Here is a 17088-nt window from a genome sequence, read left to right as displayed (position 1 = left end):
GATATGACACAGGAATGGGATGCCGGCAGGCTCGACAGCGACCTGGATGGCGTAGGCTTCGACACCCTGGCGGTGCGTGCTGGCCAGCACCGTTCGCCCGAGGGCGAGCATGGCGAAGCGTTGTACCTGACATCCAGTTACGTGTTCCGTACCGCTGCCGATGCCGCTGCACGCTTTGCTGGTGAGGTGCCGGGCAACGTCTATTCGCGTTATACCAACCCCACCGTGCGCACCTTCGAGGAGCGCATCGCCGCGCTGGAAGGCGCCGAGCAGGCGGTGGCGACTGCCTCCGGCATGTCGGCGATCCTCGCCATCGTCATGAGCCTGTGCAGTGGCGGTGACCATGTGCTGGTGTCGCGCAGTGTGTTCGGCTCCACCATCAGTCTGTTCGAGAAGTACCTCAAGCGCTTCGGCATCGAGGTCGATTACGTGCCGCTGGCCGATCTCGATGCCTGGCAGGGCGCGTTCAAACCCAATACCAAGTTGTTGTTCGTCGAGTCGCCATCCAACCCGCTGGCCGAGCTGGTGGATATCGCCGCGCTTGCCGAAATCGCTCACGCGCGCGGCGCGCTGCTGGCGGTGGACAACTGCTTCTGCACCCCGGCCCTGCAACAGCCGCTGAAGCTCGGTGCCGATATCGTCATGCACTCGGCGACCAAGTACATCGACGGCCAGGGCCGTGGCCTGGGCGGTGTGGTGGCGGGGCGTAGCGAGCAGATGAAGGAAGTGGTCGGTTTCCTGCGTACCGCAGGGCCCACTCTGAGCCCGTTCAACGCCTGGATGTTCGTCAAGGGCCTGGAAACCCTGCGCATCCGTATGCGTGCACAGAGTGAAAGTGCGCTGCAGCTGGCGTTGTGGCTCGAGCAACAGCCGCAGGTCGAGCGCGTGCATTACGCGGGGCTAGCCAGCCATCCGCAGCATGAGCTGGCAAAAAAGCAGCAGAGTGCCTTCGGTGCCGTGGTCAGTTTCGAGGTCAAGGGCGGTCGTGATGCCGCCTGGAAGGTGATCGATGCCACGCGAGTCATCTCCATCACCACCAACCTCGGCGATACCAAGACCACCGTCGCCCATCCGGCTACCACCTCCCATGGCCGCCTGACTCCGCAGGAGCGTGCTAACGCCGGCATTCGCGACAACCTGATCCGCGTCGCTGTGGGCCTGGAAGAGCTGGAAGACCTCAAGGCGGATCTGGCGCGCGGCCTGGCTGCGCTCTGAGCATGCTGGAGTGGGGAACGAATGACACGCCCAACAACGGGCGTGTCGCGCTGGTCACCGGTGCCGCGCGTGGCATCGGCCTGGGTATCAGTGCCTGGCTGATCACCGAGGGTTGGCAGGTGGTGTTGGCCGACGTCGACCGCGAGCGTGGCTCCAGAGTGGCACGTGCTTTGGGTAATAACGCCTGGTTCGTGGCCATGGATGTGGCCAAGGAAGATCAGGTCAGCGTCGGCGTCGCCGAGGTGCTCGGTCAGTTCGGGCGTCTCGATGCGTTGGTGTGCAATGCGGCTATATCCGATCCGCACACGCCGCCGCTGGAGTCGCTCGACCTCAAGCGCTGGAATCGCCTGCTGGCGGTCAACCTGACCGGCGCCATGCTGCTGGCCAAGCACTGTGCGCCATATTTGCGTGGGCATCGCGGCGCCATCGTCAATATCGCCTCCACCCGCGCCAGCCAGTCCGAGGCTGATTGTGAGGCGTATGCCGCGAGCAAGGGCGGTCTTGTCGCGCTCACTCACGCGCTGTCGATCAGCCTGGGCCCGGAGGTGCGCGTCAACTGCGTCAGCCCAGGCTGGATCGACTCTCGCGACCCGTCGCAGCAGCGCCTGGAGCCGCTGTCGGTGTTCGATCATGCGCAACATCCGGTCGGCCGTGTCGGCACGGTGGAAGATGTCGCGGCGCAGGTCGCCTGGCTGCTCTCCGATGCGGCCGGTTTCGTCACTGGGCAGGAGTTCGTCATCGACGGCGGCATGAGCCGCAAGATGATCTATCAGGATTGAATGCCTGTGGGAGCGAGCTCTGCTCGCGGAACGTGGTCTTGAAACCTTCGCGGGCAGAGCTCGCTCCTACGAATTCGACAGAAACGAAAAAGGCTCCCGAAGGAGCCTTTTTCACGTGTGGCGCGAATTACATGTTGGGGTAATTCGGGCCACCGGTGCCTTCCGGCGCAACCCAGGTGATGTTCTGGGCCGGGTCCTTGATGTCGCAGGTCTTGCAGTGCACGCAGTTCTGCGCGTTGATCTGGAACTTCTTCTCGCCGTCTTCCTGCGTCACCACTTCGTACACTCCGGCCGGGCAGTAACGCTGCGCCGGTTCGTCGTACAGCGGCAGGTTCTTCGCCAGCGGAATGCTCGGGTCGGTGAGCTTCAGGTGGCAGGGCTGCTCTTCTTCGTGGTTGGTGTTGGAGAGGAACACCGAGCTCAGTTTGTCGAAGCTCAGTTTGCCGTCCGGTTTCGGGTAGGCGATCTTCGCGCACTCTGCGGCCGGCTTCAGGCAGGCGTAATCCGGCTTGTTGTCGTGGAGGGTGAAGGGTGCCTTGCCGCCAAAGATGTTCTGGTCCAGCCAGTTGATGCCGCCGCCGACGATGGCGCCGTATTTGTGGATGGCTGCGCCGAAGTTACGGCTACGGAACAGTTCGTCGTACAGCCAGCTGGCCTTGAAGCCATCGACATAGTTGCTCAGCTCATCGCCGCCTTCACGGCCGGCTGCCAGTGCTTCGGCAATGGCGTCGGCAGCGAGCATGCCGGACTTCATCGCGGTGTGGCTACCTTTGATCTTGGCAAAGTTCAGGGTGCCAAGGTCACAGCCGATCAGGGCGCCGCCCGGGAAGACCATCTTCGGCAGCGAATTCAGACCGCCCTTGCAGATGGCGCGAGCACCGTACGCAACACGCTTGCCACCTTCCAGGTACTGGGCAATCACCGGGTGGTGCTTGTAGCGCTGGAACTCGTCGAACGGCGACAGATGCGGGTTGGAATAGGACAGATCGATGATCAGGCCGACTACCACCTGGTTGTTCTCCAGGTGATAGAGGAAGGAACCACCGGTATTTTCGGTGCCCATGATGTCCATCGGCCAGCCAGCGGTGTGCACCACCAGGCCTTGTTCATGCTTGGCCGGGTCGATGTCCCAGATTTCCTTGATGCCGATGCCGTAATGCTGGGCGTCGGCTTCGCTGTCGAGGTTGTATTGCTTGATCAGTTGCTTGCCGATGTGGCCACGGCAGCCTTCGGCGAACAGGGTGTACTTGGCACGCAGTTCCATGCCGGGGGTGTAGTAGCCTTCCTTGGGGTTGCCTTCACGGTCGACACCCAGATCACCGGTGACGATGCCGCGTACCACGCCATTCTCGTCGATCAGCGCTTCCTGAGCGGCGAAGCCTGGGTAGATCTCGACGCCCAGATTCTCGGCCTGCTGGGCCAGCCAGCGGCACAGGTTGCCCAGGGAAATGATGTAATTGCCTTCGTTGTGCATGGTTTTTGGCACAAAGAAGTCAGGAATTCGGGTAGCCTTGTCAGCGTCGCGCAGCAGGTAGATGTCATCGCGCTTGACCGGGGTATTGAGCGGGGCGCCAAGTTCTTTCCAGTCGGGGAAGAGTTCATTCAGGGCGCGCGGTTCGAATACCGCGCCAGAGAGGATGTGAGCGCCAACTTCGGAGCCTTTCTCGACCACGCAGACGCTGATCTCCTGACCCGCTTCAGCGGCTTTCTGCTTCAGTCGGCAGGCGGCGGACAGTCCGGACGGGCCGGCGCCGACGATGACGACGTCGAACTCCATAAATTCGCGTTCCACAGGCTATCTCCTACTCAAGGCTCTTCGATATTTTATGTTGGAGGGCGCGGCTCGCTCCCTAAGCACGGCGTGGGCATTATATCTACACCCTCTCAGCGGGCCAATACAAACGTTTGTTTGAATTTTCTGTAGGCCTGTTAGAATCGTACTACATCGCGGATGACCGGCCAGTTCGCTGTATTGACCAGGCCAGGCCGCGGGGTCAAGATACGGGCGGTTTTGCGCTCGCCGTCTGAGCTGAAAGGTTGGTTGCGGCTGATTTTGCATCACCGGCCAGGCTCGCCTTGGCGACATTCTTATTCACCGGAGAGTAACGAGGAATCCATGAAGGTTCTTGTAGCTGTCAAACGAGTGGTTGACTACAACGTCAAGGTTCGCGTCAAGGCGGACAACAGCGGCGTCGACCTCGCCAACGTCAAGATGTCCATGAACCCCTTCTGCGAAATCGCCGTGGAAGAAGCCGTGCGCCTGAAGGAGAAAGGCGTGGCGAGCGAAATCGTCGTCGTCTCCATCGGCCCGGCTACCGCCCAGGAGCAACTGCGCACCGCGCTGGCTCTGGGTGCCGACCGCGCCATCCTGGTTGAATCCAATGACGAGCTGAACTCCCTGGCCGTGGCCAAGCTGCTCAAGGCAGTGGTCGACAAGGAGCAGCCGCAGCTGGTGATCATGGGCAAGCAGGCCATCGACAGCGACAACAACCAGACCGGCCAGATGCTGGGCGCCCTGACTGGCTTCGGCCAAGGCACCTTCGCCTCCAAGGTCGAAGTTTCTGGCGACAAGGTCAACGTCACCCGTGAGATCGATGGCGGTCTGCAGACCGTTGCGCTGAACCTGCCGGCGATCGTCACCACCGACCTGCGTCTGAACGAGCCGCGCTATGCGTCGCTGCCGAACATCATGAAGGCCAAGAAGAAGCCGCTGGAAACCGTTACCCCGGACGCTCTGGGCGTTTCCACCGCCTCCACCGTCAAGACCCTGAAAGTCGAAGCGCCGGCTGCTCGCAGCGCTGGCATCAAGGTCAAGTCCGTGGCTGAACTGGTCGAGAAACTGAAGAACGAGGCGAAGGTAATCTAAATGACTATCCTGGTTATCGCTGAACACACCAATGCCGCTCTGGCTGCCGCGACCCTGAACACCGTTGCTGCTGCGCAGAAGATCGGTGGCGACATTCACGTTCTGGTAGCCGGTGCCAACGCTGGCGCTGCTGCCGAAGCCGCTGCCAAGATCGCCGGCGTGGCCAAGGTCCTGGTTGCCGACAACGCTGCCTATGCCAACCAACTGCCGGAGAACGTCGCTCCGCTGGTAGCCGAGCTGGGCAAGAACTACAGCCACATCCTGGCTGCCGCCACCAGCAACGGCAAGAACATCCTGCCGCGCGTCGCCGCTGCGCTGGACGTCGATCAGATCTCCGAGATCATCGCCGTCGAAAGCGCCGATACCTTCAAGCGTCCGATCTATGCCGGTAACGCCATTGCGACCGTGCAGTCCTCGGCTGCCATCAAGGTGATCACCGTACGTAGCACCGGTTTTGACGCTGCTGCTGCCGAAGGCGGTTCTGCCGCTGTTGAAGCCGTATCCGGCCCGGCCGATGCCGGCAAGTCCGCCTTCGTTGGCGAAGAACTCGCCAAGTCCGACCGTCCGGAACTGACCGCTGCCAAGATCGTCGTTTCCGGTGGCCGTGGCATGGGCAATGGCGACAACTTCAAGCACCTGTACGCCCTGGCCGACAAGCTGGGTGCTGCCGTCGGCGCTTCCCGCGCTGCGGTCGATGCTGGCTTCGTCCCGAACGACATGCAGGTCGGTCAGACCGGCAAGATCGTTGCGCCGCAGCTGTACATCGCCGTCGGTATCTCCGGCGCGATCCAGCACCTGGCCGGCATGAAGGACTCCAAGGTCATCGTTGCGATCAACAAGGACGAAGAGGCGCCGATCTTCCAGGTTGCCGACTACGGTCTGGTCGCCGACCTGTTCGAAGCCGTACCGGAGCTGGAGAAGTCGGTCTAAGCCGCTTTTCCCGCAACGAAAAACCCGCTCACCAGAGCGGGTTTTTTTATGGTTTTTCGCATTCTCGCAGGGAGGATACGTTCGATAACGGACTGGCAAGTTTGTGTGAGCTGTCGATGACTTGGCACTCTCCGTTAACACGCCGCCTGGCCTGATGGGTTTCGCCCCTTACGGGCGACTCACTTTCTTTGCTTGTGCAAAGAAAGTAAGCAAAGAAACACACCCCTACATACGGCCCCGGCTACGCCGGGGTTCCCTCGCTCCATCACCGTTACAGGGGCACGCCGAGAAGGGCCATCCCTGGCCCATCACGGCTCTCGCGGCATCCATGCCGCTCAACCCCTTCCACGGTGATTCCACTCGGCCTCCTGAAGGGGACTTGGGCGTCGTCTGGTACATCGCGGTGAAAGAGCAAAAGCCAGACGCTACCGACTTTGATCTTCCGGAGATTTCGCAAGCTCGCGGCCTGGTCCCCTTCAGGAGGCCGAGTGGAGGTGTTGCGTAGGGGGACGCCGCATGGATGCGGCGAGATACCGATGGCGGCCCCACTTAAAGGGCCAGGGATGGCCCTTGCAAGCCGGCCCCCGGAGCGGCGCCGGAGCGAGGAAACGCAGCGAAGCGAAGTAACAGCCGCAGGCTGGCCCGCAGGGTGAGCGCTGCGAATCAAGGTGTGGCGCCCGTAAGGGGCGCAACCCAAACGCTCAGTGGACTCGGTAACGGATAATGCTAAGCCCGTGAGCAAGACGCACACAAACTTGCCAGTCCGGTGTCAACTCGCACTTCCCCAAACTATGCGAAGAGCCTTTTTATTGCCTGCGTGTGCTTGGTGTCACTTCAGGCCTTCCAGAAACTGCCGGTAGAGCAGGGCGCTTTCTTCGGGGCGTTCGAGCATGGGGGCGTGACCGACGTTCTTCATGATCACCACGCTGGGTTTGCGTAGCAATGGTTGCATGACCTCGATGCTGGATACGTCCAGCACCCGGTCCTGCTTGCCCCAGAGCAGCAGAGTGGGCGCCTGGATTTTTGCCAGTTCGGGCTCCAATGGGATGTTGCGCTCTACCAGTTGCTTGAATACCCGTTCATAGTGCGCAGCCTTGGCCATGGAGCGCTCGCCCAGATATCGCTTGAGCGACTCGGGCAGATAGGGTGGCTCGACGAAGATGAATTGCAGCAGATTTTCGAAATCCTGCGGCTGCTTGACCACCAGAGGGTTGGGCGCGCCGCTGGTCAGCAGTCGATACAGCTCGCTCTTGTGCGGGCTGTCGACTCCTGCGTTGGCCAATAGCGCCAGCGAGTGGACGCGATCCGGGTAGCGTGCCGCGAAGAGTGCAGCAATGTGTCCACCCATCGAATTGCCCAGCACATGAGCTTGCTGGATGCCCATGGCATCGAGAATACCCGCCAGGCGTTCCGCCTGGGTGCCGACATCGTAGCTGCCAGGGGGCAGGTCGCTGTCGCCGAAGCCGGGCAAGTCCAGTGCGATTACGCGATAGTCCTTGGTCAGGTGGCGAGAAAAACGCAGCCAGTTATCCTTGTCTGCAGCGAAGCCGTGGAGCAACACCAGCGTTTCGCCACTCGCCGGTCCTCCCTGGTAGTAATGGATGTTAAGATTACGGACAGATAGCCGCTCGTGACTGAGCCCGGCGCGCTGTTGTTCTATCAGGCGCAGGCTGGTCAACTGAGTGGCGGGAAAGAAATACAGCGTTGCTGAGGCGGCGAGAAGCAGTAGCAGCAAAGCGAGCAGCAGTTTTTTCATGGCGCGTCCTTATCGCGAGCTATTCCGGCGGCGCCACTAAGCTAGCATGAACACAGAGGATGCCGGGGTGCCAAGCTCATCCTGCCAATCAACGCATAAACCGAGAGTAGCCAATGCCTGAGCGTTGTCTGTTTAAGTCGCTGTTGCTGTGGTGTGCCTTGGTCGTTATGCCGACTGCGGCCCTGGCGGTTGGTAAATGCGAGCGCCTGGTGGCGACCGGTAACCCGGAATATCCCCCCTATCTTTGGCGTGATCCACAGAACCCGCAGCAGTTGATTGGCGCCAATGCCGATCTGCTCAAACATCTGGCAAAGGAGCTCGGCGTAGTGGTTGATGTGATCTACACCGGGCCCTGGTCGCGAGCGCAGGATGAAGTGCGTACCGGGCGGGTCGATCTGATTGCAGGGGCGTTCATCACTCTGCCGCGGTTGGAACACATGGATTACGTGCACCCGGCGTTCTTTTATACGCCCAGCGTGGTCTGGGTGCGCAAGGGCGAAGCATTTCCCTATGGCAGCTGGATCGACTTGCAGGGACATACCGGCGACACCCTGGTGGGCAACAGTTTTGGCCAGCAGTTCGATACCTTCGCCAAACAGAACCTGAAGCTCGAGGGCGTCTCCAGCCTGACCCAGGCTTTCCAGAAGTTGCTGCTTGGCCGCACCGACTACGTGCTCTACGAGCGCTACCCCGGCTTGGCGCTCGCCGAGACGCTGGGTATGGACGATGATCTGGAGGTGCTGGACCCGCCGATTTCCAGCGAAGGCCTCTACTTAACCCTGTCGCACAATTCGGCATGCAATGAGCCTTGGCTACGCGGCCAGCTGGCGCGAAAGATGACAGAAATGGTCGCCGCTGGCCTGCCTGAGCAGTTCCTGCAACGCAACCTGGAACTTTGGAAGGCGCAGCAGATGCAGCCCGATCCGGTTGGCGACGTCACTCAGTAGGAAATTTTCGTGATCAATCGAACCCTTCCCTTGCTGCTGGCGCTGGGCCTGACGGCCTGCGCCAGCGATCCTGCTCCCATCGAGCAGATACGGCTGACCGAACAGGCGTTGGCGCAGACCAAATCCCTGGGCGTGGTTAGCCAGCAGTCCGAGTCACTGCGCCAGGCTGAAGACAAGTTCGCCCAGGCACAGGTGGCCATGCAGGACGGCGAAAACAAGCAGGCGCGCCTGCTGGCCGAGCAGGCTGAGCTGGATGCGCGTCTGGCCGAGGCTGAGTACCTCAATGGTAAGGGGCGGGAACAGCTGACCGAGCTCAATCACCGCATCGGCCGTCTGCGCCAGCAATTGGGAGCCATGTGATGAAGGATTTTGAGCTCCTGGGCGGCCTGATGCTGGTCGCTGCGCTGTTGAGTGGTTGTGCCTCCAGTCAGTTGGCGAGCGAGCAGGCCCTGGAAGAGGCGCGTCTGAGCTTCCAGTCAGTCAAGGAAGATCCCGGTGTGCTGCGCGCCGCACCCAAGGACGTGATTCGCGCAGGCGAGTCGCTGGCCCGTGCCGAACGTCTGTCCAGTTACTGGGGCAGTGGCGATGATGTCCGTCATTACGCTTACCTCAGCCAGCGCTATGCCGCGATCGCCCGACAGCACAGCGATATCAGCCTCAACCAGGAGCGCGCAGCCAAGCTTGAGCTGGAGCGCCAGCGCCTGCAACTGACGTTGCGCGAGGCCAAGCTGATGAGCGTGCAGCAGCACAGTGGCTGGCTGGAGGAGCAGATGGTCAGCCTCGCCACCAATGAGACAGAGCGCGGCCTGGTCATGACCCTGGGTGACATGCTGTTCGACGCCGGTCGTGCCGAGCTGCAGCCGGCAGCCAACCGGACGGTGCTCAATCTCGTGCAGTTCCTGCAGATCAATCCACAGCGCCGCGTGCGGATCGAGGGCTACACCGACAATACCGGTGATGCTGCCGAGAATCTCCAACTGTCGCGCGCACGCGCACAGGCTGTAGCCGATCTACTGGTGGACCTGGGCGTGGATGCCAAGCGTATTCAGGTGGCCGGTTACGGCGTCGACTTCCCCGTAGCGGAAAACGCTTCGGCGCGTGGTCGGGCACAGAATCGGCGGGTGGAGATCGTCTTCTCCGACGAGAGAGGCCAGCTCGGCGCCGAGCGTTGAGCGAAATACCTGACCAAACCCCGGCAGCGTCCGGGGTTTTTTGTGCGCTGAAAATGGCTACGGCACCGCGCGATTTCGGCAAGTTATGCCGTACCAGAAAAACAGATAGAATCTGTGCCGGTACAATTGTGTAGCAATAGGTTACTGTTATGCTCCAGTGACCCGGAGGATACCGCTATGACCAATCTGCTGCTCTATCAACGTATCGCCCAGCAGTTGGCCGAAGATATTCGTCGCGGTGTCTACCAGCCCGGCGAGCGCGTGCCTTCGGTGCGCAAGATGAGTGCGCAGCTCAATGTCAGCCATGCCACGGTTTTGCAGGCGTACGCCAACCTTGAAGATCAGGGGTTGATTCGTGCGCGCCCGCAATCCGGCTTCTACGTCCACCAGACGCCAGCACTGACCGCGCCGACGCCGGATATCGCCAAGGTGGAGCGGCCAGGCCTGGTCACCCGCGCCAGCATCATCAACCAGGTGCTCACCGAGTCGCGTCGTGAAGGCGTGTTCCCGCTGGGCGCCGCGGTGCCGCATGTCGATTACCTGCCGGTGCGTGCGCTGCACCAACAGTTGGCCAAGGTCACTCGTTTTCACAGCCCACGTGCGTTCAGCTACATGTTCAGCCCCGGCTTCGAGCCGCTGCGCCGCCAGGTGGCGATCCGCATGCGCGATGCCGGCGTGGTGGTCGACCCGTCCGAGGTGGTGATCACCCACGGTTGCGTCGATGCGCTGCAGATGAGCCTGCGTGTGCTTACCAAACCGGGCGATCTGATCGCGGTGGAGTCGCCAACCTATTACGGCCTGCTGCAACTGGCCGATCTGCTGGGCCTCAAGGTCATCGAGATTCCCTGTGACCCCACCACCGGCATCAGCCTCGAAGCGTTGCAACTGGCGGCCAACCAGTGGCCGATCAAGGCACTGGTGCTGACTGCGCGGTTGTCCAACCCGCTGGGCGGTACCATTCCCGAGGAGCGTCAGCGTCAGTTGTTGCGCCTGGCCGGCGATTACGATTTCCAGATCGTCGAGGACGATATCTACGGCGAGCTGATGTTCGAGCAGGGGCCGACCAAGGCGCTGAAGTCGCATGATCGCGACAGCCGGGTGATCTATTGCTCGAGCTTCTCCAAGACGCTGTCGCCGGGTGTGCGCATTGGCTGGATCGTCGCTGGCAAGTATCAGGACGAGATTCAGCGGCTGCAGACCTTTTCCACCCATTCGGCGTGTAGCGTCACCCAGATGGCGGTAGCGGCCTATCTGGAAAATGGTGGTTACGATCGTCACCTGCGGCATATCCGTCAGGAATATCGCAAGAACCTCAACGCCTTCCAGTTGGCGGTGCAGCAGTATTTCCCGATCGGCACGCAGATGACCCGGCCCAAGGGCGGCTTCATCCTCTGGGTCAGCCTGCCGGCGCGGGTCAATACCAAGGATCTGCACGTACGTGCGCTGCAGCAGGGCATCTCGATCGCGCCGGGGCTGATCTTCAGCAACACCGAGCAGTTCAATCATTGCGTGCGGCTCAACTGCGGCATTCCGTGGAACCGTGAGGCGGAGAGGGCGCTGATGACCCTGGGCATGCTGGCCACGCAGCTGTGCCAGGAGGCGGGCGGTTCCTGGGAGGGTTGAGAAAGTACGTCCTGGGTTAACCCGTTTCATCGAGGGGCTGCGTCTACCTGAGCGAAGGTCTCGTGCCATTGCTCAGGAGGTGCATCATGTTCGCTTATTCCTCATTACTTGTTCGCCCGTTCGCCGTCGGTTTTTCCGCGAGCACCTTGCTGCTGCTCGCCGCCTGTAGTGCCTCTGGCCCGGAGCCGGAAGCCCAGGCCAGCTCGGAGCCGGCGGCGACACTCGTCCGTGAACGTCTGGCTGCACCTGTAGCAGCCGAGATGCCTGCAGCAGCCAGCCAGAAGCGCATGGCGACCCTGGCTCACGCACCGTCTCCCGTCGCCGATGTCCTGCCTCCGGGCTACCATGACGAATCGCGCGAGCAGTACCAGGCCTATGCCGATAATCCGGTGTTCGCTGTCGCCGAGACTCCGGTTTCTACCTTCAGCATCGATGTCGATACCGGCAGCTACGCCAACGTGCGGCGCTTCCTCAATGGCGGGCAGCTGCCACCGAAGGATGCCGTGCGTCTGGAGGAGTTGGTCAACTACTTCCCTTATACCTATCCGCTGCCTCAGGGCGACGCGCCCTTCGGTGTCAGCACCGAACTGGCGGTGACGCCGTGGAACGCGCAGACGCGCCTGCTGCGCATTGCCATCAAGGCGTCGGATCGCAGCGTCGAGGAACTGCCGCCGGCCAATCTGGTATTCCTCGTCGACGTGTCCGGTTCCATGCATCGCCGCGAAGGCCTGCCGATGGTGCAGGGCACGTTGAAGCTGCTGGTCGATCAGCTTCGCCCGCAGGATCGCGTCTCGCTGGTTACCTATGCCGGTGACAGCCAGGTGGTGCTGGATTCCACGCCCGGCAGCGACAAGGCGAAGATCCGCGCTGCCATCGATCAACTGAACGCTGGCGGTTCGACGGCGGGGGAGTCGGGTATCCAGCTGGCCTACCAGCAGGCGAGCAAGCATCTGATCGATGGCGGCATCAACCGCATCCTGCTGGCCACCGATGGTGACTTCAATGTGGGCATCAGCGACTTCGATAGCCTCAAGCAAATGGCGGCCGACAAGCGCAAGACAGGTGTCTCGCTGACCACCCTTGGCTTTGGCGTGGACAACTACAACGAGCACCTGATGGAGCAGTTGGCCGACGCCGGCAACGGCAATTACGCCTACATCGATAATTTGCGCGAAGCGCGCAAGGTGCTGGTGGATCAGCTCGCTTCCACCCTCGCCACGGTGGCCAGCGACGTGAAGCTGCAACTGGAGTTCAATCCGAGCGAGATCAGTGAGTATCGTCTGCTGGGCTACGAGAACCGGGCGCTCAAGCGCGAGGACTTCAGTAATGACAAGGTCGACGCCGGTGATATCGGCGCCGGGCATACCGTCACCGCGCTCTACGAGATCGTCCCGGCGGGCGCCAAAGGCTGGCTGGAGCCCTTGCGTTATCAGGCTGGTGCGAAGCCCGCGAGCAAGAGCGGCGAGTTGGCCTGGCTGCGGATTCGCTACAAGGCCACAGGCGAGGCGGTCAGCCGTCTGCTGGAGCGGCCCATCGTGCGGGCCGAGGCCAAGCCGGTCGCGACTGCCAGCGAGGATCTGCGCTTTGCCGCAGCGGTGGCTGCATTCGCCCAGCAGCTCAAGGACGGCCGCTACACCGGCGATTTCGATCTGGCGCAGAGCATCGCGCTGGCGCGTTCGGCCAAGGGCGAGGATCGCTTCGGCCTGCGTGGCGAGTTCATCCAACTGGCCGAAATCGCCCAGAGCCTGCACACTTCGGCTTCAACCCCTGCACGAGCTCAGCAGTGAACGCACCTCTCACGGATGACGACGCCGCTTTATTGCGGCGTTACCGCCGCGGCGATGCCGCCGCTTTCAACATGCTCTACCAGCGCCATCGTCTGGGCCTGTTTCGCTTTCTGCTCGGCCTGTGTGGTGATCACGCCCTGGCCGAGGAAGTGTTCCAGGACACCTGGATGAGCCTGGTACGCAGTCAGAGCGAGCAGCGCGAGGCGGTGCTGTTCAAGACCTGGTTGTACCAGATCGCCCGCAACCGCCTGATCGACCACTGGCGCAAGACGGGCCGTCATCAGGCCGGGCATGACGAATACGATGAAGGCCAGCACGCCCAGGCCGATCCACAGCCCGGCCCTGAGCAGCAGTGGAGCCTGAGTCGCGACAGTGAGCGGCTGCAGGCGGCGCTGGCCGACTTGCCGGAAGATCAGCGCGAAGTGTTTCTGCTGCGCGCCCATGGCGACCTGGAACTGAACGAGATTGCCGAGCTGACCCGCACGCCGGCCGAGACGGTCAAGAGCCGTCTGCGTTATGCCCTGCAGAAATTGCGCCGGCTGCTGGCCACCGAGGAGTTGTCCGCATGACCCATGAACGAGAACCTCTGGACCACGAACAGGCGCTGCTGGCGCATTTCCGTGCCCATGGCAATGGCGAGCCCTCGGCCGAGCTGGATGCACGTATCCTGGCGGCGGCCAGTGCGGCTGCCCGAGAAGCGCATCAGCCCGACGAGGCTGAATCCGGCTGGGCGCAGCGCCTGCACCAATGGCTGTTCGGTAGTGGCCGTCAGCGCTGGTCGGTGGCCGTGGCTGGGCTGGCCTGTGTCGGGATCGGTGTCAGCCTGACCTGGCGCACGCTGGAGCAGACGCCGGATGCCTTCGATGCGGTACCGCCCAGCGTTGCGATGAGCCCGGCCGCGCCGGCGCCGATGGCGGCCAAGCGTGCGGCAGAGCAGGAGGCGGTTGCGCCTGTGGCTGCCCCGCAGGAACGCATGAGAAGCCAGGCCATGGCACGCCAGGCGCCCTCTGCCGATAGGGCTGAGGCACCGATGGCCAGTGGCGCTGCGCTGGCGCCCATGGCCGAGCTGGTGGTCCGGAGCGAGCCGCGCGAGGCGCTGCTGCGTCTGCTGGAGCTGCGCAAGGCGGGCGAGCAGGACGAGGCGCAGCGGCTGCTGGAGCAGCTGAAGGCCGACTATCCGCAACTGGATATCGAAGCCGAACTCGCACACCTGGCCGCGCAGGAACCGAAGTAAAAGTCGTGTAAGTCGACTTGTCAGGCGCGCCCATGCGGAGGAGCATGGGCGCGTTACTGATCGAGTTGATCTTGTCCCATGATGCGTAAGTCCATTCTTCTACTGCTGTGCCTGGGTTGGCTGAGCGCCTGTGAGCGTGAGCCGGAGCCTGTTGCGCAGCAGCCCGAGCCAGAGCCGGTAGTGGTTGCGACACCGGCCAAGGTGCCTGCTGCCAAGCCAGAGCCGGTCGAGGCCAAACCAGTGGCTACACCCGCCAAACCACCCGTCGCCGCCAAGCCCAAGCCTGCTGCAGCGCCACAGCCCAAGCCGGCAGAGCCCGAGTCGAAACTGGTGTTGGACCTGAGCGTGCCGCAGGAGCTGTTCGAGCAGGCGCTGGAAAGTGAAACGCGCGAGGAACTCTCGCCGGTTCTGCCACCGCTGTTTGGCGAGAAACCCGAAGTTCAAAGCCCGTTCCAGATCAGTGGCCGACTGATCAGCAACGAACGGGTCGACGACTACTGGGACTCCATCGAAGGCGCTGAGCTGCAGTTCGAGTTCAAGCAGTAATTCTAGCCGACTCGACTGCCGTACCTGGCGGTCATGAATGAATGGGATTGCGGGTTGGCGCAAGTCCGCGTGGGGGCTGTGCCGTTATTATCGCGGCCCGCAAACTGAGTCACTGGCAAAGGAGTGCCGAATGTCTGCCAATACCGATGAGCACGACAGCCCTGCGGCGTTAACAATTGTCGCCGCTTTGGCGAGCTTTATCGTTCCGCTTGCGCTGGGGATTCTCCTGCAATGGCAGCAGGTACTGGGTCTTATTCAGGCGGCGATCATTGCTTTGGGTGTCGTTGCCATTACGGGGCATCCCGGACTCTACAAGCACTTTCCGTTACCCCTGATGAGCCTGATTCTGGGCTTCAGTTTTAATCTTTGGGGAGAGGTTTCTGGTTTCCTCGGCTTTTTCGTTGGGCTGTTCGTTCTGCTTTTTAGCGGTGTGCATCTTTTTTTCTGGATGCAGTTTCTGGGCTTCACCAGCAAAGACTTCAGATACCGTCACACCTTGTCATCTCATGGCAGAAAAGTAGATTGGGAGCCGACTTCCCGTTCGGATTACCTGCCCAAATATGGCACCGCCTGGCTGGCCAGGACCATCGCTGGCTTTGCCTGGGCCATTGATGGGCGGGTGAACGAGCAGCTTCAGGTTGGAGTCGATCAGTGGTCGCGTCCCATCGCGCGAGTAACGGCTGCTTCACCTGCGCCAACCGAGCCGCCTGTGGTTGTCGGCACACCGACGCCTGGGCACCGTTGCCAAGGCCAAATCGACGGCAGCGGCCGCTTGACCTTCAATGCGCCGCGGGGCAGTCACGTGCTCCGTGGCGAGCCGTTCAGCGCAGTGGACGGCCAAGGCGCGCCAGGTTTTAGTCTCTGGTTGGATGACCAGCCCACCGGGCTGTTGCTCGAACAGGGTGCTTCGGTGTTGTGGAGCGATGACGGTCAGTCGCTTGTCTGTTTCGCGCGTGCCGAGAGCCAGTCCGTAGAAGAAACCACCTCCTGGCTTTGGCGATCAGCCTCCGGCTGGCGCCCGCTGGAAGAGCCCTGGCAGTCGCTCGTCGACGAGCCCTTGCTGGAGTGGGGCGCACCCATGCGCCTGGAGGGAGGGCGTCTCTTTTACGATGCGCTGATGCATGGACCGCAAGCTGAGCGATCTATGAGTCTGACACTGTGCACCGAGTTGGAAGGGGAGCGGGCTGGCACTGCATCGCTGCAGCCAGCGTCGATGTCGGACGACGCGCAACCCTGCCTGACCCTGCTGCGCAAGAGCCGTGATGGTCGCCGCCATGCCTTTGCCTGTCATATCGGTGCCTGGCAGTTGCCGGGGCTGTGGTGTCTCGATCACCGTATTTCCGACTGCGGGCGCTATCTGGCCTTGATCGCTTTTGCCGAGGCGCCCGCCATTCCTCATCAACTGGTTGTGGCTGATGTTTTGGCGCGGCGCCTGCTGAGGGTCGATGAGCCGCTGCTGATCGCCAGGCTGGAGGCGTTCGAGGACGGTGTCATTCGTCTGCAGCAGATAGTCGGCAGGCGGGCCAGTGCCATGGGTATCGGCCCCCTGCCGCATCTCGAGGCGCTGGCGCCGGCGGCAGAGCAGGCCGATGCCTTCGTTGCGCTTGGCCGCCTGCATCATCGAATCACGCAGATTGCGGTCGATCCCTGGTCGTTGCGTTTGTTGCCCAACTGGCGTCTGCAATGGCGCCCTGTGCCTGCCAGTGCTCAGGGTGATTACCTGCTCGCTGCGCCCGGCGCTGGGGATGCTGCCTGGCTGTTCGGACTCGACAGATACGTACATGAAGGCAATGCGCTGCCAGGTGGGGCGTGCGTCCTGACCGCCTCCGGATGCGGCGTGGCAGATCTCGCTCCCTCGATGGCCTGGTCGGCGGACGGCCGTTATCTGGCGTTGAGTCGTCGGGTGATCGGCGAAGTGACCGTACAGTGGCACCTGTTGCTGCTGGATACTCAGGATCACACGCTGCGCCACGACCCCCAGCCTCTGGCTGCGATGCCATGCTTCGAAGCGTTCGATGCTGCCGGCCTGCATGTCAGTGGTGTCGAGCAACAGGTGCAGTTGGTCGTGATGAAGACACTGCTGGCGTTACCCCGACAGATGCTGATTCGCACTGGTGATATCTGGTTGCTTGCCGAACAGCTGAGCGATGCCGTGCACTGGCATCGCCTGGACAGCAGGCATTTACAGAGCTGGCGGGCTCCTGGGGGCGAGTCCTCTCGGGCGTAGGTTGCG

General features: G+C 62.1%; 15 protein-coding genes. 13 read left to right on the top strand and 2 right to left on the bottom strand.

Annotated elements, in window-relative coordinates:
- Positions 1-3 precede the first annotated feature (3 nt).
- Both INS93_RS11850 and INS93_RS11845 read left to right on the top strand, forming a co-directional pair.
- Entirely contained in the window at positions 4-1215 is a 1212-nt protein-coding gene (locus INS93_RS11850) for an O-succinylhomoserine sulfhydrylase (RefSeq protein WP_192982134.1), read from the top strand.
- Between the two features lie 2 nt (positions 1216-1217).
- A complete protein-coding gene (locus tag INS93_RS11845; RefSeq protein WP_160016651.1) occupies positions 1218-1994 on the top strand; it encodes an SDR family oxidoreductase in 777 nt (258 codons plus the stop codon).
- 127 nt (positions 1995-2121) lie between these two features.
- On the opposite strand, the gene INS93_RS11840 is transcribed toward INS93_RS11845, so the two are convergent.
- The gene (locus tag INS93_RS11840) at positions 2122-3786 is read right to left on the bottom strand and encodes an electron transfer flavoprotein-ubiquinone oxidoreductase (protein ID WP_192982131.1); all 1665 of its coding nucleotides are present in this window, start codon (positions 3784-3786) and stop codon (positions 2122-2124) included.
- A 324-nt stretch (positions 3787-4110) separates the two neighbouring features.
- Between INS93_RS11840 and INS93_RS11835 the strand changes: the two genes are divergently transcribed.
- Together INS93_RS11835 and INS93_RS11830 are read left to right on the top strand one after the other, a co-directional pair.
- A complete protein-coding gene (locus INS93_RS11835) occupies positions 4111-4860 on the top strand; it encodes an electron transfer flavoprotein subunit beta/FixA family protein (protein WP_160016648.1) in 750 nt (249 codons plus the stop codon).
- Positions 4861-5790 (top strand): electron transfer flavoprotein subunit alpha/FixB family protein, encoded by a 930-nt coding sequence (locus tag INS93_RS11830; RefSeq protein WP_192982128.1) that lies wholly within the window; start codon positions 4861-4863, stop codon positions 5788-5790.
- Positions 5791-6619: 829 nt separating this feature from the next.
- On the opposite strand, the gene INS93_RS11825 is transcribed toward INS93_RS11830, so the two are convergent.
- The gene (locus tag INS93_RS11825; protein ID WP_192982126.1) at positions 6620-7546 is read right to left on the bottom strand and encodes an alpha/beta fold hydrolase; all 927 of its coding nucleotides are present in this window, start codon (positions 7544-7546) and stop codon (positions 6620-6622) included.
- A 113-nt stretch (positions 7547-7659) separates the two neighbouring features.
- On the opposite strand from INS93_RS11825, the gene INS93_RS11820 reads away from it, so the two are divergent.
- From INS93_RS11820 to INS93_RS11780, 9 genes are all read left to right on the top strand, one after another.
- Positions 7660-8493, top strand: coding sequence for a substrate-binding periplasmic protein (locus INS93_RS11820; protein ID WP_160016642.1), 834 nt, complete (start codon positions 7660-7662; stop codon positions 8491-8493).
- Between the two features lie 9 nt (positions 8494-8502).
- Positions 8503-8853, top strand: coding sequence for a DUF4398 domain-containing protein (locus INS93_RS11815; protein ID WP_192982123.1), 351 nt, complete (start codon positions 8503-8505; stop codon positions 8851-8853).
- The gene (locus tag INS93_RS11810) at positions 8853-9665 is read left to right on the top strand and encodes an OmpA family protein (protein WP_192982121.1); all 813 of its coding nucleotides are present in this window, start codon (positions 8853-8855) and stop codon (positions 9663-9665) included. The genes INS93_RS11815 and INS93_RS11810 overlap by 1 nt, the downstream gene beginning before the upstream one ends.
- Before the next feature lie 177 nt (positions 9666-9842).
- Complete coding sequence (locus INS93_RS11805; RefSeq protein ID WP_074674926.1) at positions 9843-11288, top strand: PLP-dependent aminotransferase family protein; 1446 nt, start codon at positions 9843-9845, stop codon at positions 11286-11288.
- An 86-nt stretch (positions 11289-11374) separates the two neighbouring features.
- Entirely contained in the window at positions 11375-13075 is a 1701-nt protein-coding gene (locus INS93_RS11800) for a VWA domain-containing protein (protein WP_192982118.1), read from the top strand.
- The gene (locus INS93_RS11795; protein WP_192982116.1) at positions 13072-13644 is read left to right on the top strand and encodes an RNA polymerase sigma factor; all 573 of its coding nucleotides are present in this window, start codon (positions 13072-13074) and stop codon (positions 13642-13644) included. Before INS93_RS11800 ends, INS93_RS11795 begins: the two co-directional genes overlap by 4 nt.
- Entirely contained in the window at positions 13641-14309 is a 669-nt protein-coding gene (locus INS93_RS11790) for a hypothetical protein (RefSeq protein WP_192982113.1), read from the top strand. The genes INS93_RS11795 and INS93_RS11790 overlap by 4 nt, the downstream gene beginning before the upstream one ends.
- A gap of 78 nt (positions 14310-14387) precedes the next feature.
- Positions 14388-14855, top strand: a complete 468-nt coding sequence (locus tag INS93_RS11785) for a hypothetical protein (RefSeq protein WP_192982110.1) — start codon at positions 14388-14390, stop codon at positions 14853-14855.
- Between the two features lie 37 nt (positions 14856-14892).
- Entirely contained in the window at positions 14893-17082 is a 2190-nt protein-coding gene (locus INS93_RS11780) for a hypothetical protein (protein ID WP_192982107.1), read from the top strand.
- The last annotated feature ends 6 nt before the right edge of the window (positions 17083-17088 follow it).

Origin of the sequence: Pseudomonas sp. EggHat1, from assembly GCF_014892995.1 — a bacterium.
Lineage (GTDB): Bacteria > Pseudomonadota > Gammaproteobacteria > Pseudomonadales > Pseudomonadaceae > Aquipseudomonas > Aquipseudomonas chaetocerotis.
Note: the sequence above shows the minus strand (reverse complement) of the source record. Positions and strands in the feature narration are given on the sequence as shown.